The organism is Pseudomonas brassicacearum (assembly GCF_003732265.1).
In the GTDB taxonomy this organism is placed as follows: domain Bacteria; phylum Pseudomonadota; class Gammaproteobacteria; order Pseudomonadales; family Pseudomonadaceae; genus Aquipseudomonas; species Aquipseudomonas brassicacearum_D.
The window spans coordinates 750,874-777,614 of the sequence record NZ_MOBK01000006.1; the positions used below are offsets into that span (position 1 = coordinate 750,874).

Below are 26,741 nucleotides of genomic sequence, written 5' to 3' on the forward strand. Positions count from 1 at the left end.
GGTACTGGCCTGGCAAATTCAGCGCCGTGCGAGTGGCTCGCAAGCCGAGGCCGCTCTGCTGGAAGAACGTCTGGCCATGGCCCAATTGGCGCAGGACGGCCTGAATGCGCAACTCGACGCCTGTCGCGATGAAATCGGTGATCTGAGCCAGGCCAATGCCGCCAAGCAAGCGGACCTCGCTGCCACGCGCCGTGAAGTCGAACTGCTGCAAATCGAGCGCGACGACGCCCGCGACGCGTCTCACGCCTGGAACATCGAGCGCGCCGGTAAAGAGGCTGAGCTGCGTCGCCTGGACACGCTGGCGGCGTCACTCAACGCCGAGCTGCGCGAGCAACAGGAAAGCCATCAGCAACGGCTCAGTGACCTGCAGGGTTCGCGAGACGAGCTGCGAGCGCAGTTCGCCGAACTGGCGGGCAAGATTTTCGACGAGCGTGAGCAGCGCTTCGCCGAAACCAGTCAACAGCGGCTGGGCCAGTTGCTCGATCCGTTGAAAGAACGCATTCAGTCCTTCGAAAAGCGCGTCGAGGAAAGTTATCAGGCCGAAGCGCGCGAGCGTTTCTCGCTGGCCAAGGAACTGGAACGCCTGCAACAGCTGAACCTGCGCCTGAGCGACGAAGCCACCAACCTCACGCGCGCTCTTAAAGGGCAGAAAACCCAAGGTAACTGGGGCGAACTGATTCTCGAGCGAGTGCTTGAACACGCGGGCCTGGAGAAGGGCCGCGAGTACCAGACCCAAGTCACTCTCAAAGGCCCGGACGGCGAGCGCTTCCAGCCGGATGTGATTATTTACCTGCCGGGCGACAAGCAGGTGGTGGTCGACTCCAAGGTCAGCCTGACGGCCTATCAGCAATACGTGGCGGCCGAAGACGACGCGATCGGCCAGATCGCCATCAAACAACACGTGCTGTCGCTGCGCAATCACGTCAAAGGCCTGTCTGGCAAGGATTACAAACGGCTCGACGGCTTGCACAGCCTGGATTTCGTCTTGCTTTTCGTGCCGATCGAAGCGGCGTTTTCTGCGGCTTTGCAGGCAGAACCGACGCTGTTCCAGGAAGCCTTCGACCGCAACATCGTGATCGTCAGCCCCACTACGTTGCTGGCGACTCTGCGGGTGATCGACAGCCTGTGGAAACAGGAGCGCCAGAGCCAGAACGCCCGGGAAATCGCCGAGCGTGCCGGGTGGCTGTACGACAAGTTCGTGTTGTTCATCCAGGACCTGGACGAAGTCGGCAATCGCTTGCAGCAACTGGACAAAGCCTACAGCTCTGCGCGCAACAAGCTGACAGAAGGCCGTGGCAATCTGGTCAGTCGCAGCGAACAGCTGAAATTGCTCGGCGCGCGCGCCAGCAAGAGCTTGCCGGCGGATTTGCTGGAGCGGGCGATGACCGATGTGGATGGCTTGGCCGAACTGCCGGAGTAGGTTTTCACTGAACTTGTGGCGAGGGGGCTTGCCCCCGTTGGGTTGCGAAGCAGCCCTAAAACCTTCACCTGATTTTTCAAGTTGCTTGATAGCCGACTGCTGCGCAGCCGAACGGGGGCAAGCCCCCTCGCCACAGTGGTGTGTCGGAACCCGCCGCGCTACAACGGCAAATGCCGACTCAACAACGCCCTTAGCGCCGCCGGTTTCACCGGTTTGGCCAAATAATCCAGCCCCGCCGCATGCACCTGCGCCACCGTCTCGGGCCGGCCATCGGCGCTGATTACCACCCCCGGCACCGGTTCTCCCAGTTGAGTGCGCAGCCACGCCATCAGCTCGGTCCCGGTTTCGCCATGGTCCAGGTGATAATCCACCAGCGCCAGTTGCGGACGAACCCCGTCGTTGAGCAGCGCGGCACATTCCTCTCGGTTACGCGCTGTCCAGACCTGGCAACCCCAGCGCGTCAGCAGGCTGTTCATGCCGATCAGAATGCTGTCTTCATTATCGATGCACAGCACCTGCGCGCCGCTCAACACATGGCCGTTGAGTTCGGTGGTCTTGGTCGGCGCCATGGTTTGTGCCCGCGCCAGCGGCACACTGACACTGAACACACTGCCGCGCCCCGGCCAGGAGCGAACTTGCAGCGTGTGTCCCAGGACGCGGCACAGCCCGTCGGCAATCGCCAGGCCCAATCCCAGGCCTTTCTCCGCGCGGGTCTGGTGACTGTCGAGGCGTTTGAATTCTTCGAAAATCACCTGCAGTTTGTCCTGCGCGATGCCCGGTCCGCGGTCCCAGACCTCCAGGCACAATTCACCCTTGCGCCGGCGAACGCCCAGCAGCACCGGCCCTTTGGCATAGCGGAACGCATTGGTCAGGAAGTTTTGCAGGATTCGTCGCAGCAGTTTGATGTCGCTGTCGACCCGCAACGTGCTGCTGCGAACCCGGAAGGTCAGCCCCTGTTCCTGAGCCTGCGCCTTGAATTCGGCGCTGAGGGGGGCGAACAGTTCGTTGAGCGCGAACGGTTTGATGTCCGGGTTGATCTTGCCGTTTTCCAGGCGGGAAATATCTAGCAGGTCGCTGATCAAGTCCTCTGCCGAGCGCAACGAGCTGTCGAGGTGATGGACCAGTTTTTGCGCCTCGCCCGACAGGCCGTCGTCCTGGTGAGACAACGCGGCGGAGAACAGGCGCGCAGCGTTCAGCGGTTGCATCAAGTCATGGCTGACGGCGGCCAGGAAGCGGGTTTTCGACTGGTTGGCGGATTCGGCAGTGCCCTTGGCTTCGGTCAGCGCAACGTTGAGTTGCGACAACTCGTGGGTGCGTTCGGCCACCCGTTGCTCCAGGCCTTCGTTGGCTTCGGTCAGCGCTTGTTCGGCTTCGCGGAATGCGGTGATGTCGGTGAAACTCATGACGAAACCACCACCGGGCATCGGATTGCCGATCAGCTCGATCACCCGCCCGTTGGGAAACAGTCGTTCCGAGGTGTGGGCACGGCCCTGACGCATCCAGTGCAAGCGACGGGCGACGTGCACTTCGGCTTCCCCGGGGCCGCACAGGCCGCGTTCGGCGTTGTGGCGAATGATGTCGGCAATCGGTCGACCGACGCTGATCAGGCCATCCGGGTAGTTGAACAGCTCCAGATAACGCCGGTTCCAGGCCACCAGTTTCAGCGACTGGTCGACCACGCTGATGCCCTGGGTGATGTTTTCGATTGCGCCTTGCAGCAGGGCGCGGTTGAACTGCAGCACTTCCGATGCTTCGTCGGCGATGCGCACGACATCTTCCAGCTGCATTTCCCGGCCTTCGATGGCGGCTTTTACCACTGCGCGCGTCGAGGAAGCGCCGAGTACACCCGCGAGCAAGCGTTCGGTGTGGGCGATCCATTCACCGTCGGCGTTTTGATTCGGGTTGAAGCCTTTGCCTTGGCGGTAGGCGAAGCGTATGAAGCTCTGACGCGCCCGTTCTTCGCCGACGAAACGGGCGGCCAGTTGCAGCAAATCATCGATCTGCACGGCGAGCATCGAACGGGCGCTGGGGCGGGCGCTGATTTCCTGGCCGATAAAACGACCGGCCTGCCAGTGCTCGGAAACACGCGTCCGGGACAGAACCGAGACCCAGGCGAACAAGGTGAAGTTACCGGCCAGCGAGAGCACCACGCCTTGGGTCAGCGGGGTGATCGGCAGGTTCATCGGGTTGCTGTGCAACCACGCCAGGCCCGGAAAACTCTCCAGCGGCCAGCCGAGGCTTCGGGCCGCAATCGGCAATATCAGCGTGTAGAACCACAGGAATGTCCCGGCAGCGAGGCCGGCGAATACGCCGCGCCGGTTGGCCTGTTTCCAGTACAGCGCGCCGAGCATGGCCGGGGCCAGTTGCGTCACGGCGGCGAAGGCGATCTGGCCGATGGTTGCCAGGCTGGCGGTCGAGCCCAGCAGGCGATAGCTGACGTAGGCCAGCAGCAAAATCACCACGATGCTCACCCGGCGTACCGAGAGCATCCACTGGCGAAACACTTCGAACGGCCGCTCGGCGTTGTTTCGGCGTAGCAACCACGGCAACAGCATGTCGTTGGACACCATGGTCGACAGCGCCACGCTGGCGACAATCACCATGCCGGTCGCCGCCGACGCGCCGCCGATAAACGCCAGCAAGGCGAGGGCAGGGTGTGCCTCGGCCAGCGGCAGACTGATGACGAACGAATCCGGCAATACTGAACTGGGCAGCAGCATCTGGCCGGCAAGCGCGATCGGTACGACAAACAACGCCGCCAATGCCAGGTAGGCCGGGAACACCCATTTGGCCAGGCGCAAATCCTGTGGATCAATGTTCTCCACCACTGTCACGTGGAATTGCCGGGGCAGGCAGATGATCGCCATCATCGCCACGCCTGTCTGCACCACCATTGACGGCCAGTTGATGGTTTCCTTCCAGTATTCTTCGAGGCGTGGGGCGAGCATGGCCTGGTTGAACAGGTCGTCGAAACCGTCGTACAGGCCGAAAGTCACGAACGCGCCAACGGCGAGAAACGCGAACAGCTTGACCAGTGCCTCAAACGCGATGGCCAGCACCATGCCACGGTGGTGCTCTGTGGCATCGAGGTTGCGGGTACCGAAGACAATGGTGAACAGCGCCAGCACCAGCGACACAATCAACGCCGTGTCCTGGGCACGAACCCCCATCGCGTCGGCGCCCGCGCCAATCAGCAGGTTCACCCCGAGCACAATGCCCTTGAGCTGCAAGGCGATATAGGGCAACACGCCGACCAGACAGATCAGCGCCACCACAATCGCCAGGGACTGGGACTTGCCGTAGCGGGCGGCGATGAAGTCGGCGATGGAGGTGATGTTTTCCTGCTTGCTGATCATCACCATTTTTTGCAGGACCCACGGCGCGCCCACCAGCAGCAGGATCGGTCCGAGGTAGATCGGCAGGAACGACCAGAGCTGTTCCGCCGCCTGGCCCACTGCGCCAAAGAATGTCCAGCTGGTGCAATAGACCGCCAGTGACAAGCTGTACACCCACGCGCGCACGCGCGGCGGCAACGGCGTGCTGCGACGGTCACCGTAGAAGGCAATGGCGAACATGATGGCCATATAGGCCAGGGCGACGGCGGCAATCAGCCCGCTGGACAGCGACATGGGAACTCCAGACAAAATTCACCCGGGACTCCCGCCCGGTCAGACAGTCTCGCACGACCGCCCCGGTTAGTCAGTGTCGACCAAGGTCGTGGCGTGGCGGGGTGTCGCAGGCAATGTGTCAGTGTGATCATCGGTGCTTTTTCGGGCCCCTTCGCGAGCAAGCCCGCTCCCACATTTAACCGAGTAAGTTCAGACAACTCGTTCAAATGTGGGAGCGGGCTTGCTCGCGAAGGCGGCCTCACTGATTCAACGCAATCCCGATCAACCGCTGCAGCTCCTCAACCTGCAACGGCGCCTCGGAAAACAGGATGCGAAACACGATAGGCGCCGCCACCATATTGATCAGCCGATCGACACTCGGTTTCGGCTCATTCGGATAACGGTCCAGAATCATCTGCAACTGCCCGCCAATGATCGTCGCGCAATAGCTCGGCTTGAGACTCGCTTGCACATCGCGCAGCATGTTGCGGCCGGGTTCGGAGCTCATCTCGTCCAGATACTGTTCCGCCCAGGCCTGCACGTCACCGCGCAGGCTGCCGGTATCGGCCGATGCGGTTTCCGGCTGCATGCGGGCGAGGGCGACGTCCGCCAACAACGCCGACAAATCTCCCCAGCGCCGATAGATAGTCGACGGCGTAACCCCCGCACGCGCAGCGATCTGCGGCACGGTCACGCTGGCGCGGTCCTGCTCTTCGAGCAATTCGCGCACCGCCTTGTGAATCGATTCCTGCACCCGGGCACTGCGGCCGCCGGGACGTAAAGTGGGGCCTGTCATTACCTGTTTCCTGTTCTCGCCGAGACATGCCGTAAAGACAAAAGTCCCAGCTCTAAAAGCCATGCATCGGACCTTAACACAAAGAATTTGCTTTAAGCGCCAGCCAGTAGCACACTCCGCAAAAGCGAAAAGTTAGCTTTTGCGGAGTGTGCCGATGTCCAGTTCTCGTTCAAATCGTGCAAGCCTGTGGTTTCTGGCGATCACTTTACTCAGTTTTCTCGCGGCTTCTACGGCGCCGACGCCGTTGTATCGCTTGTACCAAGAGCAGATGCACTTCTCGGCCGCGACCCTGACCCTGATTTTCGGCGTCTACGCCTTCAGCTTGTTGGCTGCACTGCTGACGGTCGGTTCGCTGTCGGATCACCTAGGGCGCAAACCGGTTATTTTCAGCGCCGTGGTGCTGAATATTCTGGCGATGTTGCTGTTTATCAACGCTGACAGCGTCGCGTGGCTGATCAGTGCCCGAGTGCTGCAAGGGTTTGCCACCGGCATGGCGACCGCCGTGCTAAGCGCCACGCTGCTGGACACCGACCGCCAGCAGGGGCCGTTGATCAACAGCGTTGCGCCGTTGCTTGGCATGGCCCTGGGCGGGTTGGGCTGTGGTTTGCTGGCAGAGTTTGCACCCGCGCCGTTGCACCTGACTTATTGGCTGCTGCTCAGCCTGTTTGCATTGCAGGCGCTCTATATCTGGCGTTTGCCGGAAAGTGTATCGCGTCAGCCGGGGGCTTGGGCTTCGCTGCGGCCGACCTTGCATGTGCCGGTTCAGGCGCGTTCGACCTTATGGCGAGTATTGCCGCTCAACACCGCGACGTGGGCGCTCGGCGGTTTTTATGCCTCCCTGGCACCCTCGTTGGTGCGCACGGCCACCGGTTCCACTTCGAATCTGATTGCCGGGTCGACCGTCGCCGCGCTGACGGTAACGGGTGCCTTGATGATTTTTACCTTGCGCAATCGTCCCGCCGCTCTGGCGCTGCAGTTAGGAGCAAGTCTGCTGCCGACCGGTATCGTCCTGGTTTTACTGGGGGTACACAGCGCCAGCCTGCCATTGTTTTTCCTCGGCACGCTCGTCGCCGGCTGTGGCTTCGGTGCCGGGTTTCTGGGGGCCGTGCGCAGTCTGGTGCCGTTGGCGCTACCCCATGAGCGTGCGGGGCTGATGTCGGCGTTTTATGTGCTCAGTTACCTGGCGTTCTGTTTGCCATCGTTGCTGGCCGGGAATCTGACGCGAACCTTCGGCCTGGTCACGACCACCGACGGCTACGGTGCCGTGTTGATCGTGCTCTCCGTTGGCGCTTTGTTGGCCTTGCTGCGTCAGCGCTCGTTGAAAGTCTGTAGCGCTGATGTGCGCTGATCGCTAGCCTTGGCTTCGCCATTCATCTCGACGGACTGCCCCATGAAGATCATTCGCAGCAAATCCTTCACCGCTGAGCGTGCCTGGGGCGCGTTGGACATTGCCAACATGAACGGCATCACCACCCGATTGCACTGGACCGATCAGCCTTACAAATGGCACGTCAACGATGGCCAGGAAGTGTTCGTGGTGCTGGATGGGCAGGTGCAGATGCGTTATCGCGAAGAGGGCATCGAGAAGCAGGCTCTGCTGGATGTCGGCGACATCTTTTATGCCTCGGTCGGCACCGAGCATGTCGCGCATCCGCAGGGCGCGGCGCGGATTCTGGTGATCGAATCGGAAGGCAGTGTCTGAAGCTATATCTGCGAAACAGATAAGTTATAGAGATATTACCCGTTATATAGATATTCGATTCAGTTCTACCATGGGCTCCACCTCACCAGAGGACAGGAGTTCGCCATGACATGCCCTAACAGCGTCAAAACCGGTATCAAACCGTTCAGCCATTTGCACCACCCGCGTGAAGTCATCCGTCAATTCACGCCCAACTGGTTCGCCGCGACCATGGGCACCGGGGTGCTCGCGCTGGCGCTGGCGCAATTGCCCCTCGCCATTCCCGGTTTGCGCGCGTTCGCCGAAGGGTTATGGCTGTTCAATATTTTCCTGTTCGCCGTCTTCACCGCCGTGTACACCGCGCGCTGGGTGCTGTTCTTCGACGAAGCGCGGCGGATTTTTGGCCATTCCACGGTCTCGATGTTCTTCGGCACCATTCCCATGGGGCTGGCGACCATCATCAACGGTTTTCTTGTGTTCGGCCTGCCGCGCTGGGGCGATGGCGTGATTCATATCGCCGAAATGCTCTGGTGGCTGGATGTGGCGATGTCACTGGCGTGTGGTGTGCTGATTCCCTACATGATGTTCACCCGCCAGGAACACAGCATCGACCAGATGACTGCCGTCTGGTTGTTGCCGGTGGTGGCTGCGGAAGTCGCGGCGGCCAGCGGTGGCCTGCTGGCGCCGCACCTGACGGATGCCCATTCGCAACTGGTGGTGCTGGTGACGAGTTACGTGCTCTGGGCGTTTTCACTGCCGGTCGCCTTCAGCATTCTGACCATCCTGTTGCTGCGCATGGCGCTGCATAAATTGCCCCACGAAAACATGGCCGCTTCGAGCTGGCTGGCGCTGGGTCCGATTGGTACCGGGGCGCTGGGCATGTTGCTGCTGGGAGCGGACGCGCCGGCCATCTTCGCTGCCAACGGTCTGCCGGGCATCGGTGAAATCGCCAACGGCCTGGGGCTTGTGGCCGGGATCACCCTGTGGGGTTTCGGTTTGTGGTGGATGCTGATCGCGGTGCTGATTACCCTGCGTTACCTGCGCGCCGGCATCCCGTTCAACCTCGGCTGGTGGGGGTTTACCTTCCCGTTGGGCGTCTACTCGCTGGCGACGTTGAAACTGGCCAGCACCTTGAACCTGACGTTTTTCAGTGTCTTTGGCTGCGTGCTGGTGGCGTTGTTGGCGGTGATGTGGCTGATCGTTGCCCGGCGCACGTTGCAAGGCGCGTGGCGCGGTGAGCTGTTCGTCTCGCCGTGCATTGCAGGATTAAAGAAATAACCTGCAAAGATTAGGTAATGTGTGGCCTGGATCGACGTTCGGCATTCCAATAACCGTATCCACGCCACTCGCTACCTAACATCAGGGACACATGGAAGATGAGTCACCCCTCACAGTTCACCTTGCTCCGCACCCGGCGCTTCCTGCCGTTTTTCGTGACCCAGTCCCTCGGGGCGTTCAACGACAACATCTTCAAGCAGTCGTTGATCCTCGCCATTCTGTACAAGCTGACCATCGACGGTGACCGCTCGATCTACGTCAACCTCTGTGCGCTGCTGTTCATCCTGCCGTTCTTTCTGTTCTCGGCGCTGGCCGGGCAGTTCGGCGAGAAGTTCGCCAAGGACCGCTTGATCCGTCTGATCAAGCTCGGCGAAATCGCGATCATGGCGGTCGGCGCGGTGGGTTTCGTCTTTGATCATCTGTCGTTGATGTTGGTGGCGCTGTTCGCCATGGGCACGCATTCGGCGCTGTTCGGGCCGGTGAAATACTCGATCCTGCCCCAGGCCCTGCGCGAAGAAGAGCTGGTCGGCGGTAACGGATTGGTGGAAATGGGCACCTTCCTGGCGATTCTCGCCGGGACCATCGGCGCCGGGATCATGATGTCGTCCAGTCACTACGCGCCTATCGTCTCCAGCGCGATCATCGGCGTTGCCGTGCTCGGTTACCTGGCCAGCCGCAGCATTCCGCGGGCGGCGGCCGCTTCACCGGAAATGCGCCTGAACTGGAACATTTTCAGCCAGTCCTGGGCCACGCTGAAGTTGGGCCTTGGGCAAACCCCTGCGGTGTCGCGTTCAATTGTCGGCAACTCGTGGTTCTGGTTTGTCGGGGCGATTTACCTGACGCAGATCCCGGCGTATGCCAAAGAGTGGATGCACGGCGACGAAACCGTGGTGACGCTGATTCTGACGGTGTTCTCAGTGGGGATCGCGCTCGGCTCGATGCTCTGTGAAAAGCTCTCCGGGCGCAAAGTCGAGATTGGCCTGGTGCCGTTCGGCTCGTTTGGCCTGACCGTGTTTGGCTTGCTGCTGTGGTGGCATTCCGGCGGAATTCCAGACAGCGCAACCGGCCATGGCTGGGTTGAAATCCTTGGGTTTGGTCATACCTGGCTGGTGCTGATCGACATCCTTGGCCTGGGGATCTTCGGTGGTTTCTACATCGTGCCGCTGTATGCGCTGATCCAGTCGCGCACCGCCGAGAACGAGCGGGCGCGGGTGATTGCCGCCAACAACATTCTCAACGCGTTGTTCATGGTGGTGTCGGCGATTGTCTCGATCATCCTGTTGAGCCTGGTCAAGCTGTCGATTCCGCAGTTGTTCCTGGTGGTTTCGCTGCTGAACATCGGCGTCAACGCCTACATCTTCAAGATCGTCCCCGAATTCAGCATGCGCTTCATGATCTGGCTGCTCAGCCATTCCATGTACCGCGTGGAGCATCGCAATCTGGACCTGATTCCCGATGAAGGCGCGGCGCTGCTGGTGTGCAATCACGTGTCCTTTGTCGATGCGCTGCTGATTGGCGGCGCGGTGCGTCGGCCGATTCGCTTTGTGATGTACTACAAAATCTACAACTTGCCGGTGCTGAACTTTATCTTTCGCACGGCAGGGACGATTCCGATTGCGGGGCGTCAGGAAGACATTCAAATCTACGAAAGAGCCTTCAAGCGGATTGCGCAGTATCTGAAGGATGGCGAGTTGGTGTGCATCTTTCCGGAAGGCAAATTGACGGCTGACGGGGAGATCAATGAGTTCAAGGGTGGGCTGAAGCGGATTCTGGAAGAGACACCAGTGCCGGTGATTCCGCTGGCGTTGCAGGGGTTGTGGGGGAGTTTCTTCAGCCGCGATCCGGGCAAAGGGTTGTTTCGCCGGTTGTGGTCCCGGGTGACGTTGGTGGCGGGGCCGGCCGTGGCGGTTGAGGCTGCGGAACCGGCGAAGTTGCAAGCGATGGTTGGAGAGTTGCGCGGCACCGTTAGATAGTCGGTGAATGTGCTGGCCTCATCGCGAGCAGGCTCACTCCCACAGGGGAATTGTGATCGACACAGATCATATGTGGGAGCGAGCCTGCTCGCGAAAGCGGTAGTGGCCTAAGCGCTAACCTTGAGCCCAACCAGCCCGGCAATGATCAACGCCACACTGGCCAGCCGAAACAGCGCCATCGACTCACCAAACAGAATGACCCCGGCGATCACCGTGCCGACCGCACCCACACCCGTCCAGATCGCATACGCCGTGCCCAACGGCAATTCCTTCATCGCAAGGCCCAGCAAGCCAAGGCTGATGGCCATGGCTGCAACGGTCAACGCGGTGGGCAGGGGGCGGCTGAAACCGTCGGTGTACTTCAGGCCAACGGCCCAGCCGACTTCGAACAGGCCGGCGAAAAACAGGATGATCCAGGACATGAAAGACCTCCATCGATAGACGGGGTCGTCCCCAGATTAATGACTCGATCGAGCCGCGAGGTCGTCCTCGCGTTGCGCCATAGAGTGCCCATCATTAATCCGGGGATCAAGTTTTCGGCTTATTTGGCGGCCTGTCGCGCAGCGATTTCCCGGTCTTCTTTCTCGCTCATACGACGGAAATACGTCGAGAGCAGTGCCCCGGAAATGTTGTGCCACACGCTGAACAAGGCACTTGGCACCGCCGCCAGCGGCGAGAAGTGGGCACTGGCCAGCGCGGCCCCCAGCCCGGAGTTCTGCATGCCGACTTCCAGCGCCAGTGATTTGCGTTGGGCCAGTGGCAGCTTGAACAGGCGCCCGGTGAAATAGCCCAGCAGATAACCGAAGCTGTTGTGCAGCATGACCACGGCCATGATCAGCAGGCCGGACTCGGCAATCTTCGCCTGGCTCGCTGCCACAACGGCGGTGACGATGATCACGATGCTCACCACCGAAATCAGTGGCAGCACTTCTACCGCGTGGCGAACCTTGGCGCCGAGCACGCGTTGCGCGACCACGCCGAGGATGATCGGCAACAGCACCACTTGCAGAATCGACCAGAACAGCTCCATGAAGGACACTGGCAACCACGCCGAGGCCAGCAGCCAGATCAGTGCCGGGGTCAGCAGCGGGGCGAGGAGGGTGGTGACGGCGGCGATGGCCACCGACAAGGCCAGATCGCCGCGTGCCAGCCAGGTCATGACGTTCGACGAGGTGCCGCTTGGGCAGCAACCGACCAGAATCACGCCGACGGCGATTTCCGGCGGCAGGTGGAACGCCTGGCAGAGCAACCACGCCATGCCGGGCATGATCACGAAGTGTGCAACCACGCCAAGGGCCACGCGCCACGGATGGCGGGCGACTTCGGCGAAGTCTTCGAGTTTGAGGGTCAGGCCCATGCCGAACATCACCAGCCCCAGCAACGGCACGATCGCGCCTTTGAGGCCGATGAACCACGCCGGTTGCAGGAACGCCACGACCGCGAAAATCAGTACCCAGTAAGCGAAGGTGTTGCCGACAAAGCGGCTTAATGCAGCGAGTGCGCGCATGGCCTGATCCTTATTATTAATTAACACCACAAATCGAATGTGGGAGCGGGCTTGCTCGCGAAAGCGATGTATCAGTCACTATAAATGTCGACTGTCACGACGCCTTCGCGAGCAAGCCCGCTCCCACATTAGTAATCACCAACCTTTAGATCCCTTGAGGAGTCTCTTCACCGCCCAACGCTTCAACCAGCGCCGGCAGGAAGTCGCCGAAGGTCAGCATCATCAGGGTGAAGCTGGCGTCCAGTTGGCCCAGGGCCTCTTCACCGCCGTCCTGTTCCGCTTGATCCTGCAGCAGGTCTTCGAACTTCAGGCGCTTGACCACCATCTTGTCGTCGAGGACGAAAGACAGCTTGTCTTGCCAGGCCAGCGACAGCTGAGTGACCACTTTGCCGGTGCTCAGGTGCAACTGGATTTCTTCGCTGGTCAGGTCCTGACGCTTGCAACGCACGATGCCGCCGTCTTCGTGGGTATCACGCAGTTCGCATTCGTCCAGCACGAAGAAGTCGTGCGCGGCTTTCTGGGTGGTGACCCATTCGGTCATGGTGGCGGTCGGCGACATTTTTACGGTCAGTGGACGTACCGGCAGGGTGCCGATCACTTCACGCAGGGTGGACAGCAGGTCTTCGGCACGTTTCGGGCTGGCCGAGTTGACCAGGATCAGACCCTGTTTCGGCGCGATGGCGGCAAACGTCGACGAGCGACGAATAAAGGCCCGTGGCAGGAACGCCTGGATGATTTCATCCTTGATCTGGTCGCGTTCCTTCTTATAGACCTTGCGCATCTGCTCGGCTTCGATCTCGTCGACCTTTTCCTTTACGGCGTCGCGCACGACGCTGCCCGGCAGGATGCGTTCTTCTTTACGCGCAGAAATCAGCAGGAAGTCGCCGCTGACATGGACCAGCGGCGCATCTTCGCCTTTACCGAATGGCGCGACGAAACCGTAGGTGGTCAACTCCTGGCTTGCACATGGACGCGCCAGTTTGGTGGCCAGTGCAGTTTCCAACGCCTCGGCATCAACAGGCAGATCTTGGGTCAGGCGATAGATAAGCAGGTTTTTGAACCACATGGGGTAAGTCTCTCCTTATATACAAAGGGGGGCATTATTCTCTTAGCGGCGCCATAGGCCAACCCTTCGCTAAGCCTTTGGAAGGCCTGAGAAAATTATTTAAAAAAGTGCTTGCCAGAGGTGAGGTCGCTCCGTAGAATGCGCGCCACACCGAACGTGAAGGGTGATTAGCTCAGCTGGGAGAGCGTCTGCCTTACAAGCAGAATGTCGGCGGTTCGATCCCGTCATCACCCACCATTCGCATTCAGTGTTACGCGCAGCGGTAGTTCAGTCGGTTAGAATACCGGCCTGTCACGCCGGGGGTCGCGGGTTCGAGTCCCGTCCGCTGCGCCATATTCGGTCACCTGGAACGCTGAACGCCAGGTCACCACGGAAAAGCCCGCTAACGCGGGTTTTTTTCTGTCTGTAGATTGTCCGTTGTTCCTGCAGGTTGCATCGTTTCACCGGTTTTCTGATTTATTTGAAAAATTATTCAATTAAATCAACACTTTACGAAAACCTGTGGCATAATGTGCCCCGCAACGAAGGTAAAGGGTGATTAGCTCAGCTGGGAGAGCGTCTGCCTTACAAGCAGAATGTCGGCGGTTCGATCCCGTCATCACCCACCATTACTTTCAACGCTACGCGCAGCGGTAGTTCAGTCGGTTAGAATACCGGCCTGTCACGCCGGGGGTCGCGGGTTCGAGTCCCGTCCGCTGCGCCATATTCGGTCACCTGGAACGCTGAACGCCAGGTACCACACAGAAAGCCCGCTTAATGCGGGCTTTTTGCTGTCTGGCGTTTAGTCATTCCGCGCGGCTGGCGCTGTATATAACTATGTAGTGCCAGACAGGCACGCTGCTTTCGGACAATAGGCACTCGTTTCCATGACCGTCATGGAGTGCCTACCGAGAAAGAAAGCATGAGCTCCATTCCTTCTGAAGTTGTTGTTCCATCACCCTCTACCGATGCGGACTCCAGTCCGAATCCTGTGCTGAATCCGGGTTTCATCACCTGTGATGACGCGGCAACCTTTTTGCACGAGTCATTCAAACGTCTCCCAGGTACCGAATTCACCGGGTTTGTCCTCAAGAGCGAGGACGGGCGTTTCTATTGCGCCCAAGAGACGACGCCTGCCGATGAAAATGCCGATGCGCAAAACACCCTGGATATCCTGTTAACCATCACGAAGAATTCAAAGGATGAATGGATAAGTCCGAGTGGATATACCCTTGAGGCGCGCTTGTTTCCCCATTCCGGAAAAATTAAAGGCATCGATGAAAGCCTTGTGGAGTGGGGGCAGCGCCAGCTGTTTTTTTCGGTGGCTGACTTGTTTGAAGTGATGACCTGGCGCCGAAAATATTCCAGGTGTTACCTGTCGCTCAGTGACGGTGCGCTGATCTGCTACACCTCGACGGATTCAGCGTTCGAGCAGGAATTGTCGCCCCGGTTTGGGAGAACGCCCGATGGCAGGCTTCAAACGTTCGAGAGCCTTTATGACGCAGGTGGAATACCCAGCAGCATTCTGATTTTGCTGGCGGTGGCAGCGGGCGTTGTGACGACCGTGGTGTCCGGCAATCTTTGGAGGCGAAGGGGGAGGGTCAAAGCCAGCTGGAGGAGGGACATCCTGCAGCAAAACCCACCCGTCGAAATGATGCCGGTCTGTGGGCCCATCCTCCAGGATGCCAGCGAAGTAGGGCGTTATCTTCATGAGCAAATGCTGGCGCTTTCGCCCGCGCAGCAGCATGTCGGCATCGTTCTCAAGCATACGACAGAGGATTTTTTTGTCGTCACCGCCCCGGTGCGGAGCGACTACGCCACATTCGACAGGCAGGTTCTCTTTCCCAGGGACCGACATGGAAATTTCGGGCTCCCGGCAGGGTTTCGCGTTCATGGGTTCTACCACTCGATGAGCCCGATCTCCCATGGCGAACCCTCCACGCAACTCGAGCGAAGCAAAAATTTCTTTTCTGTCAAAGACCTGCGAGTCGGCTTGAGCCGAATGCACGTTGCGCCTCATCATCGCTTGTTCCTATGTGCGCCGGATGGGGCGGTGTTGCGTTTTGCCAAGCCTGATTCGGAAAAGGTTGTGCGGCTGATGGCGCAACTGCATTCCCAAAGCGCTGACGGAGTGCTTTCACAGGCGTTTATCGATTTGGTCGCTGCCGCCGGAACCTTGAGCGTCCTTTACTCCAGCAGCACCTGGCCGAAAGGACGGGTGTCACCGTCAACCATGGGTTAGCGCGATGTCGACTCATCGTTGCGGCTGTGTCGGTAGTCGCTCACCGCTTCGTACACGGCTTTGCGCAGGCGGTTGATACCGCCAATCGGTCGATGAGCTTCAAGACCAAACCAGGGATTGAACGACTGGTTGTCGCATTGGATATTCAATGCCGGCGTGTCGAAATCTTGCGCGGGTACTTTGATTCGCGCCACGGTCTGGAACGGCGCTGCGTTTTCACTCCATTCGATGCTGGTGTCTTCGATGGGCATGTACTGGTTTGGGTCCTGGCGCTGAATCTGCAGGACGAAACAAGCCGGCACCCGGTCGGTCGACAATTGCTGGTTCAGTGCATTACGCAGGAAGTTTGGCAACTTCTGGTTCTGCGCGGGCAGGGTGTAGACCGGGCAGCTGTCCGGGTCCGGCATCACGCGGAATTTGGCATTGGCTTCACCAAACTTGTAGGGCGAAACCGAAAAGTAAGTGGTCTTCGTCGGACTTTCCGGGGCGGGGGACAGGGTGGCCAAGGCGATAAACAGGTGCCGAACCTGCCAGGTCCGTGGGTCCCAGCCCGGAAAAAACGCCATCAGCTTTTTGCCATCAGCCTGGGCCGCCACATTCTGACGGTACTCGGCGACATCGCTGACGAAGAAATTCGGATGGCTGAACATCACAAAGTCCTGTTCGCCACGCGGCTGTTGATCGGCAAGCAGTTGTTTGCCGGGCACATCGAGCAATTTGATTGCCATGCCCCGGGCGTCTCGAATGCTGTCGAACTGCGGATACGCGTTGCCATTGGACAGGCGCATGGTCGCTTGCCAGGTTTTGCCGGGCTCGCTGAACACCCCTTGGCGCAGTTCCGCGGTCAGGTCCGGCAGCACTTGAACTACGGCCTTCACGCAGCCATGGGCCTTGGCATGCGCATCGCGCAGGTAGCGCGTGCTTTCCCGGTGTTGATCGACGATGCGTACCGCGGTCTGAATGACGTCCTGCGTCATGGCGGCTTCGCCATCCGGTATCACCTCTTGCGCTGAAACAGGTCCGCTGTGCTGCCAGGCGAACCACGCCATGGCCAGCGCGTAACCGAACACACCAAGGCCGATCAACCACAGAAGCGTCTTGCCGAGAAACGCGCCAAAGCGCATCCAGAGTCTGCTCATGGCAATTGCGCCTCCAACGGGCCGCCCAATACTTTCAGGTATTCCAGCAGCGCCCAGCGCTCCTGCGGTTGCAACAAGCGGCCAATCACGCCGTTGCCGCGCTGGCCTGCGCGGAATTCGTGACCGCTGTTGTGATTGCCGGTGATGCGCGTGTCGAACACAAAGCCATTGGTGAAGGCCTCGGTGCGATAGCCAAGATGTTGCGGGTCGTACTCGAACGTACCTTTATAGAAGGTCGTTGCGCGTTCATCTTGAGGTGAGAGCAGCTGGAAAATGCTCGGTACCGAACCGTTGTGCAGAAACGGCGCCGTGGCCCAGACACCTGCCAATGGCCGTGCCTTATAGGCGCGCAACTCGCGCACGCCAATCGGCAGGCCGAAGCCATTCATGGCGGGCTGTTCAGCGGCAGGAATGTTTGCGTCACGGTAGGCGCGGTTCCCGACGAAAGCGGTGATGTAAGCGAGCCCCTTGGCCGATGACAGCTGGTGCAAATCCAGCGGTTCAGTGGGCGTTGGCTGTAAGTGCACGTCCAGCTGCTTGAGTTCTGCCAAGTCCCATTGCAAGGCGGAGAGGTCGAAGCGATGGTCGGCAATGTTGTTGGCGGCGCCCGGGTCGGTGCCAATGAAGTCCACCGGCAGCATTTTCAGGTGTTGCACCCAGCGTTCGTCGCTGTCGACAACGCGCGGTGAATGGCAACCGGCGCAGTTTTCGCTGAACAACTCGCGACCTTTGGCTGCCAGCGGCTTGTCGACAGCGCCGAGCAGCTCTTCGGGCCAGGCGGGTGGTTTGAGCCGTTGCAGGGTTTCTTCTATCTGGTGCAGGTCGCGTAACCGCACACTCGACGGATAGCGCCCGTCACCTTTTAGCGGTTGGCCGTTGGCATCGAAGAAACCCAATGTGGCGCCCACACCCAGGGATTCGCCGATGTTGCGGGCCATCGGTTGTTGCGCCGAACCGTTCCACTGCACCCAATCGAACGTCCACATGTCCCATAGCTGCGGGTAATCCACCGGGGCATTGGCTACGCGGTAGTTGTCGGCTGAAATCGCATCGCCGAACGTGGCGTTGGCGATACGCCCGAAAGCGTCGGTACGGCCCGGTCCTTCCTCGGTGGGGTAGAGTCCGCGATGGGTATCGTTCCAGGCGACTTTCACAAAGGTAACGAGGGACGCTTTGAAGTCTTCGCGCAATTGTTGGTGCCGGGCGTCGTAGTCCTCGCCCAGCACGTTGCGGGCGAAGCGCTCGAATTTCCACGGGTTGAGGTAAGTCGAGGTCAGACTGGCAACCATCGCTTGTCCGAAACTGCCACCTTTCAACGTAGGCACACTGGAAGGCAAAACATGCTGCGCCGAGCCGCCGTCAATGCGGATCGCCTGGCCGTTGAAACGCAACTCACCGGTGTGGCAAGCGGCGCAGGTGATGTCGAGAAACTCGTCCTGACTGCCGGGGTTTTGGTGACGGGCAAAGCCTACCGGCAAACTCCCCGGGTTATCTGGCATGGCTTTCTGCCCGGGATCGATCAGGAAGCCAAAGCGCGCGAGGTACTCGGGCGAAGCGAATCGTTGCTGCGAGAAGGGCAGTTCGAGAGCGTTGAACCAGTCATAGCGCAAGCCTTTGACCTGGGTTCCCTGAGGCGTGAAGTAGTAAGTCTGGCGGTCTTCAGCGCTCCATTGCTCCAGGTAATGCACCTGTTGCGCGGGCGACCAGGTTGGCAGTTTCGGGTTGGCGACGTAGTACAGAACCACGGCCAGGCCCAGCGCAAACAGCGCAGCGGCCAGCGTCAGCAAGCGGAATAAGAGGCGCAAGATAAACATCCTTGTCGAGTTGTGGCTCTCTTATGCCTCAGGGTCCGGGGTGCGGCAAGTGGCCATTACGCCAGATGTTGTGGGATACGGGATCAGCTGCTGTAAGTGCCAGATGACAGAAGCTTCATGATGCCAATCCAGAAATGCGTTAAAACACCTGAACTTATCAGAAGTTTCCAGCTCTCATGCCGGTAGCCATTGGTCGTGGCCGCCTGATAAGCTCGCGGCTTTACTCGATTGCCCTTTAGGCGCATGAACAAGGAAATAGCATGAAACAGCATCGGTTGGCGGCGGCGGTAGCCCTGGTTAGCCTGGTACTTGCGGGTTGTGATTCGCAGACCAGTGTAGAGCTGAAAACTCCGGCGCAAAAAGCTTCCTACGGCATTGGCCTGAACATGGGCAAAAGCCTGGCTCAGGAAGGCATGGATGACCTGGATTCCAAAGCCGTAGCCCAGGGCATCGAAGATGCCGTCGGCAAGAAAGAGCAGAAACTCAAAGACGAGGAGCTTGTCGAAGCCTTCGCCGCACTGCAGAAGCGTGCGGAAGAGCGTATGGCCAAGATGAGCGAAGAGTCGGCAGCTGCCGGCAAGAAGTTCCTCGAAGAAAACGCCAAGAAAGCTGGCGTAGTGACCACCGCCTCGGGCTTGCAATACGAAGTGGAAAAGAAAGCCGATGGTCCACAGCCTAAGCCGACCGACGTAGTGACTGTTCACTACACCGGCAAGCTGACCAACGGCACCGTCTTCGACAGCTCCGTGGAGCGCGGCAGCCCGATCGATCTGCCGGTCAGCGGTGTGATTCCGGGTTGGGTCGAAGGCCTGCAACTGATGCACGTTGGTGAGAAGTACAAGCTGTACATCCCTAGCGAACTGGCTTACGGCGCCCAAAGCCCAAGCCCGGCGATTCCAGCCAACTCGGTGCTGGTATTCGACCTGGAACTGCTGGGGATCAAAGATCCAGCCAAAGAAGACGCCGCCAAGTAATCAGCGTCTGCTTTGACAACAACGCCTCGCTTATGCGGGGCGTTGTTGCATCTGCAGTTCAGCGCAGGTAAACAAAGCGAACGGTTGCTGTACGCTGGAGTCATAGCCATTGAAGACGCCCGTGCTATCCGCGCCGGCGCGCCAAGTCAATGAAATCTTGGGTTTTTTTATGTGAGTAAAAAACGCCCGATCTGAGCCGGACCCTTATGAAACGGGGCTTTCAGCGGTGAAAAGCAGCTCTGTTCACAAGGTTATCCACAATTTGTGTGGATAACATTTCAGTGGGAGGAATGATGAAAGCACCCTGGAATTTCGCTCGATTCTTGCCCCTCGCCGGGCGCCTGCTCGCGCGCGGGCGCTTGCCGACGCTGCTGTTCGCCGTGGCCAGCAAAGGTGCCAGCCAGGGCAATCGCCTGGGCAAGGTCAAAGACGATCTGCGCCTGTTGCAGGCGCTGTGCCTGGCCTACTGGCGTGGAGAATACCGTGCCGTCAGCCCGAAGGCGTTGGTCTCGGTGGTCGCCGGCCTGATGTACTTCCTCAGCCCGGTGGATGCCATCCCGGATTTCATTCCGGTGTTCGGCATGCTCGATGACATCGCCGTCCTGGCCTGGCTGATGAAAGTCCTCGACGACGAACTCAATGCCTTTCGCGCCTGGCGCAAACGTCAGGTGCCGGAGAAGCTGGCGGTGGTCGAACGCCTGCCCGATACCCCGGAGAAACTTCAGCTCCAGGGCCCCTCAAAAAAACGCAGCGACTGAGGATCCAATTTATTGATACCCCCGCGCGACCTTGGCCGCTGTTAGGATTACACTTCTAGGGAAAAGCGCCGACTCGCAAAGTGTCGTTGTCCTACGGGGAAGTCATGGATATTCAGATAATCACACGCGAAGGCGAGCCCGAGTATGCAGTTTTACCGTGGGCTCAGTACCAGGCTCTACTGAAAGCAGCAGGCATCAACGAGCAACCGGCGCCAGACGCGCCAGTGAATCGCACGGCAACACCAGACCAGATTCTTCCGGGGCTGGATCAACTACGCAGTTTGCGCGAAGGGAAGGGCATCGCCATCGAGGCGCTCGCCCGCACGGTAGGCATCAGCCCGTCTTATCTGGCCTTGATCGAAAGTGGCGAGCGTCGACCCGACGCTGCGATTCGCCGCAGCCTGGCCTGGGAATTGACGGTGCCAGGGTGGAGGGATGAATCGTGAGCGTACGCATCAGTCGTCAACATTGGGACGGGTTGCTGGGTGAGCTGGATCAGGCGCGTCGTCAGCGCCATCTTCTGACCTATCGAGCGTTGCTGGAGCGTTTGCAATTGCCCACGCCGGCCATGCAAACCCTGACCGCTGCGCTCGAACATCTGGCCGCGCTGGATGCCAGGGCCGAGCAACCGCTGCGCAGCTCTCTGGTGATCAGCCAAGGCGCCAGCCGTCTGCCGCGCACCGGTTTCTTCGAATGTGTCGAGCGGCTGGGGCGTTTCTCCGGGCCGTCGGACGGTGTCGCCGCCGCGTCCTGGCATGCTTCGGAAGTGGTGCGTGTGTTCGAATACGAATACCCCGAATCGGCCGAGGCCTGAGTGTTTTTAAAACTCAAGGCCCGGGCCGGTTACTGGCTGGCCCGCCGGTTGTTTCACTGGTCATGGTTCGTGCGCCAACCGCGAGGCTGGAGCTGGCTCGAAGGCCAGTTCGCCCGCATGGCGAACCTGGGTGACGTTGGCGCCCAGAGTTTCTATGGCCACATCCTGACCTTTCGCGGCGTCGGCCTTGGGGCTCGCGAGGAGGGCGTGCGATTGCTGCGCCTGGCGGCGTTGGCGGGGGATGGCAAGGCGGCGTATCAGGTTGGGGTGATCAGTCTGGCAGGGACACCGAGCAAGGCGCCAGATCCGGCTGAAGCTGCGCGCTGGTGGGGCATGGCCGCCAAGGCCGGGCATCCGTTGGCTGAACTCAAGTTGAAAGAGTTGGCGGCTCGGGGTGATGGGCAGTAGGCGGGTTTCAACGTTTGAGAATTGTGTTGTTTGCGCTGACGCCTTCGCGAGCAAGCCCGCTCCCACATTCGACCGCGTACCTCTGGGAGAGCTCGGTTAAATGTGGGAGCGGGCTTGCTCGCGAAGGCGTCCGACAATTCAGCGCTGCCCCTCCAGCAATGCATCCTCTTTCCCAGACACCACCAAACTATCAATCACATGCACGCTATACCCCTGCACATTCTTCGCATGGTGTTTAGCCTGCGATGCCATCTCCGCCAACTGGCTCGCATCGAGTTGTCCACAGGCCTGTGGATGCAAATGCACCACGCCGATCGACAATGACAACAATGCAAACTCCTGTCGCACACCCTGACGGTTCGGCGCGATAAAGCACCCGGCTTCCAGGTGTTCGCTGCGGTAGAACCGTCGGCATTGACTGTGGAAATCGTCCAGCAACTGGTTCAAACGTTTGCGCCAGTCTTCCGGGCCGAGCACCAGCAGGAAGTCGTCGCCGCCAATATGGCCGACGAAGTCGCGGGACGGGTCGACGCGATCGTTCAGGCACTGCGCCAGACAGAGCAGGACCTCATCCCCACGGCCGTAGCCGTAGATGTCGTTGAAGGGTTTGAAGCTGTCGATGTCGACATAACAGATCACCGACTCCCGTTCCTGTTGCAGCAAACGTGTCAGGCATTGCTGGATCGGTACATTGCCGGGCAACAGGGTCAACGGGTTGGCGTAGCGGGCCTGCTGGATTTTCAGCTCGGTAATCAGCTTGAGGACATCAATCACCCGACCCAGCCCCAGATAGCTGCCGTTGAGGGTGATGATGAAGTCTTCTTCAATGCGTTGGCGCGCGCGGCTGGTGATCAGGCGGCTGACCTGTTGCAGCGACTGGCTCATTTCTACGGCGAGAAAGTCGTCGTTCATCAAGCGGCTGATCGGTTTGCGGGCGAACAGGTCGGTGGCAAACGGCTTGAGCAGCGCGTCCGACAGCGAATGCCGGTGAACGATGCCGCAGGGCTGGCCTTGATTGTCGAGCACCGCCAGGGAGTTCAGGTTGGCCTGGCGGCGGAACGCTTCGAGCACGGTGGCGGTCGGTGTGTCGTGCGCAACCGCCGGTTGGTCGTTGAGCAGGGGGCCGAGGTCGCTACCTTCGTCATTCAGCGCTACGGCGGTACCCTCGTGTTTGGGCATCAGGGTGCGAGCATCCCGGGGTGGATGCTCCTGAGGACGGCACAGCAGATAGCCCTGAACCAGATCAACGCCCATCTCGGTCAGTACCGCGAGTTCCTCCTGCAACTCAATGCCTTCGGCAATCACTTGCGCCCGTGAAGCTTTGGCGATCTGCAGGATCGAACCGACAAACTCGCGCTTGAGTGCGTCCTGGTGAATACCGTCGATGAAGTGACGATCGATCTTCACGTAATCCGGGCGCAACTCCGACCACAACCGCAAGCTGGAATACCCCGCGCCCAGATCATCCAGCGCAATGGAAAACCCCATTGCCCGATAGTGATGCAGCGCGTTTTGCAGCAACTGGAAGTCGTCGGTCGGGGTTTGTTCGGTGAGTTCGATTACCACCTGGCTCGGCGGAATACCGAAATCCTGCAGCAGTTGCAGGGTGCGGCCGGGTTGATGGGCCGCTTCGAGCAGGGATTCCGGAGAGACGTTGAGGAACAGTTTGCCCGGCAGTTGCTGTTCGTTGAAACGGCGGCAAGCGCTTTCGCGGCAAGCAATTTCCAGCTCGCTCAAGCGACCGGCCTGGCGGGCAACGGAGAACAATGCGACAGGGGAGTGCAACGGGCTGTTTGACGGGCCGCGGGTGAGGGCTTCATAACCGACAATGCGTCGCTCGGAGAGGGAAATGATCGGCTGGAACAGGCTGTGCAAGCCGCTTTGAGCCAGTATGGAACTCAAGGCACTCAGCTGTTCGGTCGTGGTCATGGCAATCTCGGGGCGATAAAAAAGGACTGGGAGCAGTCTCTTGTCAGAGGTGCTCCCAGTCCCTTATTTCACGACAGAATGATGACTGTTTGATGACGCTCCGGGGAGCGTCAGCATTAAATTGCCATCATGTTGCGTGTGACCACTTAGTGCTTGGCAACCGCGGTGTTGAGTTTCAGATAGTCCAGCAGAATCCGACCGGTTTCACTCAGGTAAGCGTCGTCTTCTGGCTTGGTCTTGTCCGGCTCGGCCGCGATGGCGTCTTCGTCTTCTTTCTTCAGCTCTTTGAGCGGCTCTTCACCTTTGGCCTTGCGACGGATGTTTTCCATGGCCAGTTGCTTGGCTTCGATATCGGAGTGTTGGGCACGACGTTCCGCTTCGTTGAGGCTGACGGTTTTTTCTTCCATCAGCTTCTGCGCAAGGGCCAGTTTGTCGCGGATAAACACGAACTCCGCGTCTTTCGCCGAGCGTGTGTCGTGCTCGGACTTGAGCTGAGTCAGGTACGGCTTGAACGGGTCAACGGCCGGCTTGATCGCCGCATGGATGGTGTCCCATGGCATGGCTTCAGGCAGGGCGCTTTCGCCGATTTCCTTGGTGTCGATGATCGACGGGTAATCGATGTCCGGCAGTACGCCCTGATGCTGGGTGCTCTGGCCGGAAACCCGGTAGAACTTGGCCAGGGTCAGTTTCAGTTCGCCATGGTTCAGCGGCTGAATGGTCTGCACGGTGCCTTTACCGAAGGTCTGGCCGCCGATGATCAACGCACGGTGGTAGTCCTGCATGGCGCCGGCGAAAATCTCCGAAGCCGAGGCGGACAGGCGGTTGACCAGCAACGCCATCGGGCCTTTGTAGAACGCGCCCGGGTTTTCATCTTCCAGCACATCAACCCGGCCATCGGCGTTACGCACGAGAACGGTCGGGCCCTTGTCGATGAACAGACTGGTCAGCTCGGTGGCTTCCTGCAAGGAGCCGCCGCCGTTGTTACGCAGGTCGATGACTACGCCGTCGACCTTGTCTTTCTGCAACTCGGTCAGCAGTTTCTTGACGTCACGCGTGGTGCTCTTGTAGTCCGGATCGCCGGCACGAAACGCCTTGAAGTCGAGGTAGAAGGCCGGGATCTCGATAACGCCGAGCTTGTAGTCCTTGCCATCCTGTTTCAGGTTGAGGACCGACTTCTTCACGGCCTGATCTTCAAGCTTCACTGCTTCGCGGGTGATCGGCACGATCTTGGTGGTCTGGTCGTTTGGCGCATTGCTGGCCGGAATCACTTCCAGACGCACCACGGTTCCTTTCGGACCGCGGATCAGCTTGACCACTTCGTCCAGGCGCCAGCCGACCACGTCGACCATCTCTTTGTTGCCTTGGGCAACGCCGATGATCTTGTCGGCAGGGGCAACCATTTTGGTCTTGTCGGCCGGGCCAGCCGGCACCAGACGCACGACTTTCACCTGGTCGTTATCGCTCTGCAACACGGCGCCGATGCCCTCCAGGGACAGGCTCATGTTGATGTCGAAGTTTTCCGCGTTATCCGGTGACAGATAGTTGGTGTGCGGGTCGTAGGACATGGCGAAGGTGTTGATGTACGCCTGGAAGATATCTTCCGCACGGGTCTGGTCCAGGCGTGCCAACTGGTTCTTGTAGCGCTTGGTCAGGGTTTCCTGGATCTGCTTGGAATCCTTGCCCGCAATCTTCTGCCGCAGCACTTCGTCCTTGACGCGTTTGCGCCACAGGTCGTCGAGTTCAGCGGTGGATTTGAGCCAAGGGGCGTCCTTGCGATCGATCAGCAAGGTTTCCTTGGTGGTGAAGTCGATCTTGTCGACGCCTTTGTTCAACTCGGCAAGGGCGAAGTCCAGACGCGCCTTGACGCGGTCCAGGTAGCGCTTGTAGATGGTGAACCCGGCGTTCAGGTCGCCGCTTTTGAGGAAGTCGTCAAACTGGGTTTTCCACTTGTCGAATTCCGCGATGTCGCTGGCCATGAAATAGCTGCGCGACGGGTCCAGCAGCTTGAGGTAGCTGTCGTAGATGATCACGGAGCGCGCGTCATCGAGCGGCGGCTTGCTGTAGTGATGGCGCTTGAGCAATTCGACGACGTTCAGACTGGCGATTACTTCGTCACGATCAGGCTGAAGCTTGTCCCAGCTATTGGCTGCAAACGTATTGGTCGATATCGGTAACAGACCGATACCGATGAAAAGGGCTAGGGCGGTGCCAGGGAAAAAATGCTTCATGCTGATTCGACGCGGGGACAATTGATCACGCATATTAGGCCGTCTTTGAAGTCGCCGGATCCACAAGGGCCGGTCGCATAATGCAAGAAAGCCCGGCGCTACAGCTACGGGCTCAGTCCAGACTCACTATGGAGGCACTGTGAAAGCATTGCAAGGCGTTGAAGGTCAAGTGGAGTGGCTTGAAGAGCCCAGTCCTACATGTGATGTAGGACAAGTTCGTATCCGAGTGGCGGCAGCGGGGCTCAATCGCGCCGATTTATTACAGAAAGCGGGCCTCTATCCACCCCCGCCCGGAGCCAGTCACGTGCTGGGTCTTGAGTGTTCAGGGGTGATCAGCGAGGTGGGCGCGGGGTCTTCATGGCAGGTCGGCGATCGGGTTTGCGCCTTGCTGGCCGGGGGCGGGATGGCCGAAGAGGTAGTTGTCGACGGACGGCATGTGTTGCCGGTTCCCGAAGGTTTGTCGCTGATCGAGGCGGCCGCGCTGCCGGAAGTGTATGCGACCGTCTGGCTGAATGTGTTTCAACTCGCTGCGCTCAAACCGGGTGAGAAAGTTCTTCTGCACGCCGGAGCAAGTGGAATTGGTTCAGCTGCCATTCAGCTGTGCAAGGCGTTTGGCAACCCGTGCTGGGTCAGCGTCGGTTCCGCCGAGCGCTTGGCTTACTGTGAAGCACTGGGGGCGCAGGGTGGGGTGGTGCGCAAGGGCGATCTGGACAGTTTGAATGACCTTGGGCCGTTCGATGTGATCCTCGACCCGGTGGGCGGCAACTACGCTGCGTTGAACCTGAAGCTGCTGGCCCTTGATGGTCGATGGGTGCTGATCGGCCTGATGGGCGGCCGTGAGGCGCAGCTGGACCTCGCGCAGGTGCTAGCCAAGCGCGTGCAACTCCTGGGTTCAACCCTGCGCAGTCGCGACGATCAGTTCAAGGCGGATTTGTTCAGTGATTTGAGCCAGCATGTCTGGCCGCTGTTTGCCGAGGGGCGACTGAGCCCGCAGTTGGCCAGAACGTTCCCGATCAAGGATGCCGAAGCGGCGTTTGCCGAGTTGGCGAGCAATACCGTGGCGGGGAAATTGGTGTTGGTGATCGACGAAACTCTGACCTGAGAATACAAAACCTGTGGGAGCGGGC

General features: G+C 59.6%; 21 protein-coding genes and 4 tRNA genes. 16 read left to right on the forward strand and 9 right to left on the reverse strand.

Annotated elements, in window-relative coordinates; genetic code table 11:
- Positions 1-55 precede the first annotated feature (55 nt).
- Positions 56-1,420 (forward strand): DNA recombination protein RmuC, encoded by a 1,365-nt coding sequence (locus BK660_RS16330; protein ID WP_170219178.1) that lies wholly within the window; start codon positions 56-58, stop codon positions 1,418-1,420.
- A gap of 158 nt (positions 1,421-1,578) precedes the next feature.
- Here the strand turns inward: BK660_RS16330 and BK660_RS16335 are convergent, their stop codons facing one another.
- Together BK660_RS16335 and BK660_RS16340 are read right to left on the reverse strand one after the other, a co-directional pair.
- Positions 1,579-5,049, reverse strand: a complete 3,471-nt coding sequence (locus BK660_RS16335) for a hybrid sensor histidine kinase/response regulator (RefSeq protein WP_123434125.1) — start codon at positions 5,047-5,049, stop codon at positions 1,579-1,581.
- A 238-nt stretch (positions 5,050-5,287) separates the two neighbouring features.
- Positions 5,288-5,824 (reverse strand): TetR/AcrR family transcriptional regulator, encoded by a 537-nt coding sequence (locus tag BK660_RS16340; protein WP_123434126.1) that lies wholly within the window; start codon positions 5,822-5,824, stop codon positions 5,288-5,290.
- A gap of 154 nt (positions 5,825-5,978) precedes the next feature.
- Between BK660_RS16340 and BK660_RS16345 the strand changes: the two genes are divergently transcribed.
- From BK660_RS16345 to BK660_RS16360, 4 genes are all read left to right on the forward strand, one after another.
- Positions 5,979-7,172, forward strand: coding sequence for an MFS transporter (locus BK660_RS16345; RefSeq protein ID WP_123434127.1), 1,194 nt, complete (start codon positions 5,979-5,981; stop codon positions 7,170-7,172).
- A gap of 42 nt (positions 7,173-7,214) precedes the next feature.
- Positions 7,215-7,526, forward strand: a complete 312-nt coding sequence (locus BK660_RS16350) for a cupin domain-containing protein (RefSeq protein ID WP_123434128.1) — start codon at positions 7,215-7,217, stop codon at positions 7,524-7,526.
- 105 nt (positions 7,527-7,631) lie between these two features.
- A complete protein-coding gene (locus BK660_RS16355; protein ID WP_123434129.1) occupies positions 7,632-8,783 on the forward strand; it encodes a TDT family transporter in 1,152 nt (383 codons plus the stop codon).
- Positions 8,784-8,881: 98 nt separating this feature from the next.
- The gene (locus BK660_RS16360) at positions 8,882-10,756 is read left to right on the forward strand and encodes an MFS transporter (protein ID WP_123434130.1); all 1,875 of its coding nucleotides are present in this window, start codon (positions 8,882-8,884) and stop codon (positions 10,754-10,756) included.
- Positions 10,757-10,863: 107 nt separating this feature from the next.
- On the opposite strand, the gene sugE is transcribed toward BK660_RS16360, so the two are convergent.
- The 3 genes from sugE to rdgC all read right to left on the reverse strand — a co-directional run bounded on the left by sugE (position 10,864) and on the right by rdgC (position 13,329).
- Entirely contained in the window at positions 10,864-11,178 is a 315-nt protein-coding gene (sugE, locus tag BK660_RS16365) for a quaternary ammonium compound efflux SMR transporter SugE (protein ID WP_123434131.1), read from the reverse strand.
- A gap of 119 nt (positions 11,179-11,297) precedes the next feature.
- Positions 11,298-12,263: a bile acid:sodium symporter family protein gene (locus BK660_RS16370; protein ID WP_123434132.1), complete on the reverse strand. Its 966-nt coding sequence runs from the start codon at positions 12,261-12,263 to the stop codon at positions 11,298-11,300.
- A gap of 145 nt (positions 12,264-12,408) precedes the next feature.
- A complete protein-coding gene (gene rdgC / locus BK660_RS16375; RefSeq protein WP_123434133.1) occupies positions 12,409-13,329 on the reverse strand; it encodes a recombination-associated protein RdgC in 921 nt (306 codons plus the stop codon).
- 161 nt (positions 13,330-13,490) lie between these two features.
- Between rdgC and BK660_RS16380 the strand changes: the two genes are divergently transcribed.
- The 5 genes from BK660_RS16380 to BK660_RS16400 all read left to right on the forward strand — a co-directional run bounded on the left by BK660_RS16380 (position 13,491) and on the right by BK660_RS16400 (position 15,550).
- Positions 13,491-13,566 (forward strand) — tRNA-Val (locus BK660_RS16380).
- Positions 13,567-13,585: 19 nt separating this feature from the next.
- A tRNA-Asp gene (locus BK660_RS16385) sits at positions 13,586-13,662 on the forward strand.
- Between the two features lie 199 nt (positions 13,663-13,861).
- A tRNA-Val gene (locus BK660_RS16390) sits at positions 13,862-13,937 on the forward strand.
- 18 nt (positions 13,938-13,955) lie between these two features.
- Positions 13,956-14,032, forward strand: a tRNA-Asp gene (locus tag BK660_RS16395).
- A 198-nt stretch (positions 14,033-14,230) separates the two neighbouring features.
- Positions 14,231-15,550, forward strand: coding sequence for a hypothetical protein (locus tag BK660_RS16400; RefSeq protein WP_123434134.1), 1,320 nt, complete (start codon positions 14,231-14,233; stop codon positions 15,548-15,550).
- Here the strand turns inward: BK660_RS16400 and BK660_RS16405 are convergent.
- Together BK660_RS16405 and BK660_RS16410 are read right to left on the reverse strand one after the other, a co-directional pair.
- On the reverse strand, positions 15,547-16,689 hold the full coding sequence (locus BK660_RS16405) for a catalase family protein (RefSeq protein WP_123434135.1): 1,143 nt from the start codon (positions 16,687-16,689) through the stop codon (positions 15,547-15,549). The genes BK660_RS16400 and BK660_RS16405 overlap by 4 nt on opposite strands.
- Entirely contained in the window at positions 16,686-18,494 is a 1,809-nt protein-coding gene (locus BK660_RS16410) for a di-heme-cytochrome C peroxidase (protein WP_123434621.1), read from the reverse strand. The genes BK660_RS16405 and BK660_RS16410 overlap by 4 nt, the downstream gene beginning before the upstream one ends.
- Before the next feature lie 269 nt (positions 18,495-18,763).
- On the opposite strand from BK660_RS16410, the gene BK660_RS16415 reads away from it, so the two are divergent.
- From BK660_RS16415 to BK660_RS16435, 5 genes are all read left to right on the forward strand, one after another.
- Entirely contained in the window at positions 18,764-19,477 is a 714-nt protein-coding gene (locus BK660_RS16415) for a BamJ family beta-barrel-assembly machinery protein (protein WP_027922465.1), read from the forward strand.
- A gap of 293 nt (positions 19,478-19,770) precedes the next feature.
- Positions 19,771-20,235, forward strand: coding sequence for a YkvA family protein (locus BK660_RS16420; RefSeq protein WP_123434136.1), 465 nt, complete (start codon positions 19,771-19,773; stop codon positions 20,233-20,235).
- 104 nt (positions 20,236-20,339) lie between these two features.
- The gene (locus BK660_RS16425; protein ID WP_123434622.1) at positions 20,340-20,681 is read left to right on the forward strand and encodes a helix-turn-helix domain-containing protein; all 342 of its coding nucleotides are present in this window, start codon (positions 20,340-20,342) and stop codon (positions 20,679-20,681) included.
- A complete protein-coding gene (locus BK660_RS16430) occupies positions 20,678-21,049 on the forward strand; it encodes a hypothetical protein (protein WP_007898892.1) in 372 nt (123 codons plus the stop codon). The genes BK660_RS16425 and BK660_RS16430 overlap by 4 nt, the downstream gene beginning before the upstream one ends.
- Complete coding sequence (locus BK660_RS16435) at positions 21,050-21,457, forward strand: SEL1-like repeat protein (protein WP_123434137.1); 408 nt, start codon at positions 21,050-21,052, stop codon at positions 21,455-21,457.
- Positions 21,458-21,595: 138 nt separating this feature from the next.
- Here the strand turns inward: BK660_RS16435 and BK660_RS16445 are convergent, their stop codons facing one another.
- Both BK660_RS16445 and BK660_RS16450 read right to left on the reverse strand, forming a co-directional pair.
- A complete protein-coding gene (locus BK660_RS16445; protein ID WP_123434139.1) occupies positions 21,596-23,386 on the reverse strand; it encodes a bifunctional diguanylate cyclase/phosphodiesterase in 1,791 nt (596 codons plus the stop codon).
- 146 nt (positions 23,387-23,532) lie between these two features.
- Positions 23,533-25,614 carry a carboxy terminal-processing peptidase gene (locus BK660_RS16450; protein WP_185045134.1) on the reverse strand — a complete coding sequence of 694 codons (2,082 nt, stop codon included), beginning with the start codon at positions 25,612-25,614 and terminating at the stop codon, positions 23,533-23,535.
- 139 nt (positions 25,615-25,753) lie between these two features.
- Between BK660_RS16450 and BK660_RS16455 the strand changes: the two genes are divergently transcribed.
- A complete protein-coding gene (locus tag BK660_RS16455; RefSeq protein WP_123434141.1) occupies positions 25,754-26,716 on the forward strand; it encodes a zinc-binding dehydrogenase in 963 nt (320 codons plus the stop codon).
- Positions 26,717-26,741: the final 25 nt, after the last annotated feature.

Coding starts and splice junctions, on each gene's coding strand:
- BK660_RS16335 (WP_123434125.1), bottom strand. CDS start 5,049: ATGTCGCTGTCCAGCGGGCTGATTGCCGCCGTCGCCCTGGCCTATATG.
- BK660_RS16340 (WP_123434126.1), bottom strand. CDS start 5,824: ATGACAGGCCCCACTTTACGTCCCGGCGGCCGCAGTGCCCGGGTGCAG.
- BK660_RS16345 (WP_123434127.1), top strand. CDS start 5,979: ATGTCCAGTTCTCGTTCAAATCGTGCAAGCCTGTGGTTTCTGGCGATC.
- BK660_RS16350 (WP_123434128.1), top strand. CDS start 7,215: ATGAAGATCATTCGCAGCAAATCCTTCACCGCTGAGCGTGCCTGGGGC.
- BK660_RS16355 (WP_123434129.1), top strand. CDS start 7,632: ATGACATGCCCTAACAGCGTCAAAACCGGTATCAAACCGTTCAGCCAT.
- BK660_RS16360 (WP_123434130.1), top strand. CDS start 8,882: ATGAGTCACCCCTCACAGTTCACCTTGCTCCGCACCCGGCGCTTCCTG.
- sugE (WP_123434131.1), bottom strand. CDS start 11,178: ATGTCCTGGATCATCCTGTTTTTCGCCGGCCTGTTCGAAGTCGGCTGG.
- BK660_RS16370 (WP_123434132.1), bottom strand. CDS start 12,263: ATGCGCGCACTCGCTGCATTAAGCCGCTTTGTCGGCAACACCTTCGCT.
- rdgC (WP_123434133.1), bottom strand. CDS start 13,329: ATGTGGTTCAAAAACCTGCTTATCTATCGCCTGACCCAAGATCTGCCT.
- BK660_RS16400 (WP_123434134.1), top strand. CDS start 14,231: ATGAGCTCCATTCCTTCTGAAGTTGTTGTTCCATCACCCTCTACCGAT.
- BK660_RS16405 (WP_123434135.1), bottom strand. CDS start 16,689: ATGAGCAGACTCTGGATGCGCTTTGGCGCGTTTCTCGGCAAGACGCTT.
- BK660_RS16415 (WP_027922465.1), top strand. CDS start 18,764: ATGAAACAGCATCGGTTGGCGGCGGCGGTAGCCCTGGTTAGCCTGGTA.
- BK660_RS16420 (WP_123434136.1), top strand. CDS start 19,771: ATGAAAGCACCCTGGAATTTCGCTCGATTCTTGCCCCTCGCCGGGCGC.
- BK660_RS16425 (WP_123434622.1), top strand. CDS start 20,340: ATGGATATTCAGATAATCACACGCGAAGGCGAGCCCGAGTATGCAGTT.
- BK660_RS16445 (WP_123434139.1), bottom strand. CDS start 23,386: ATGACCACGACCGAACAGCTGAGTGCCTTGAGTTCCATACTGGCTCAA.
- BK660_RS16450 (WP_185045134.1), bottom strand. CDS start 25,614: ATGAAGCATTTTTTCCCTGGCACCGCCCTAGCCCTTTTCATCGGTATC.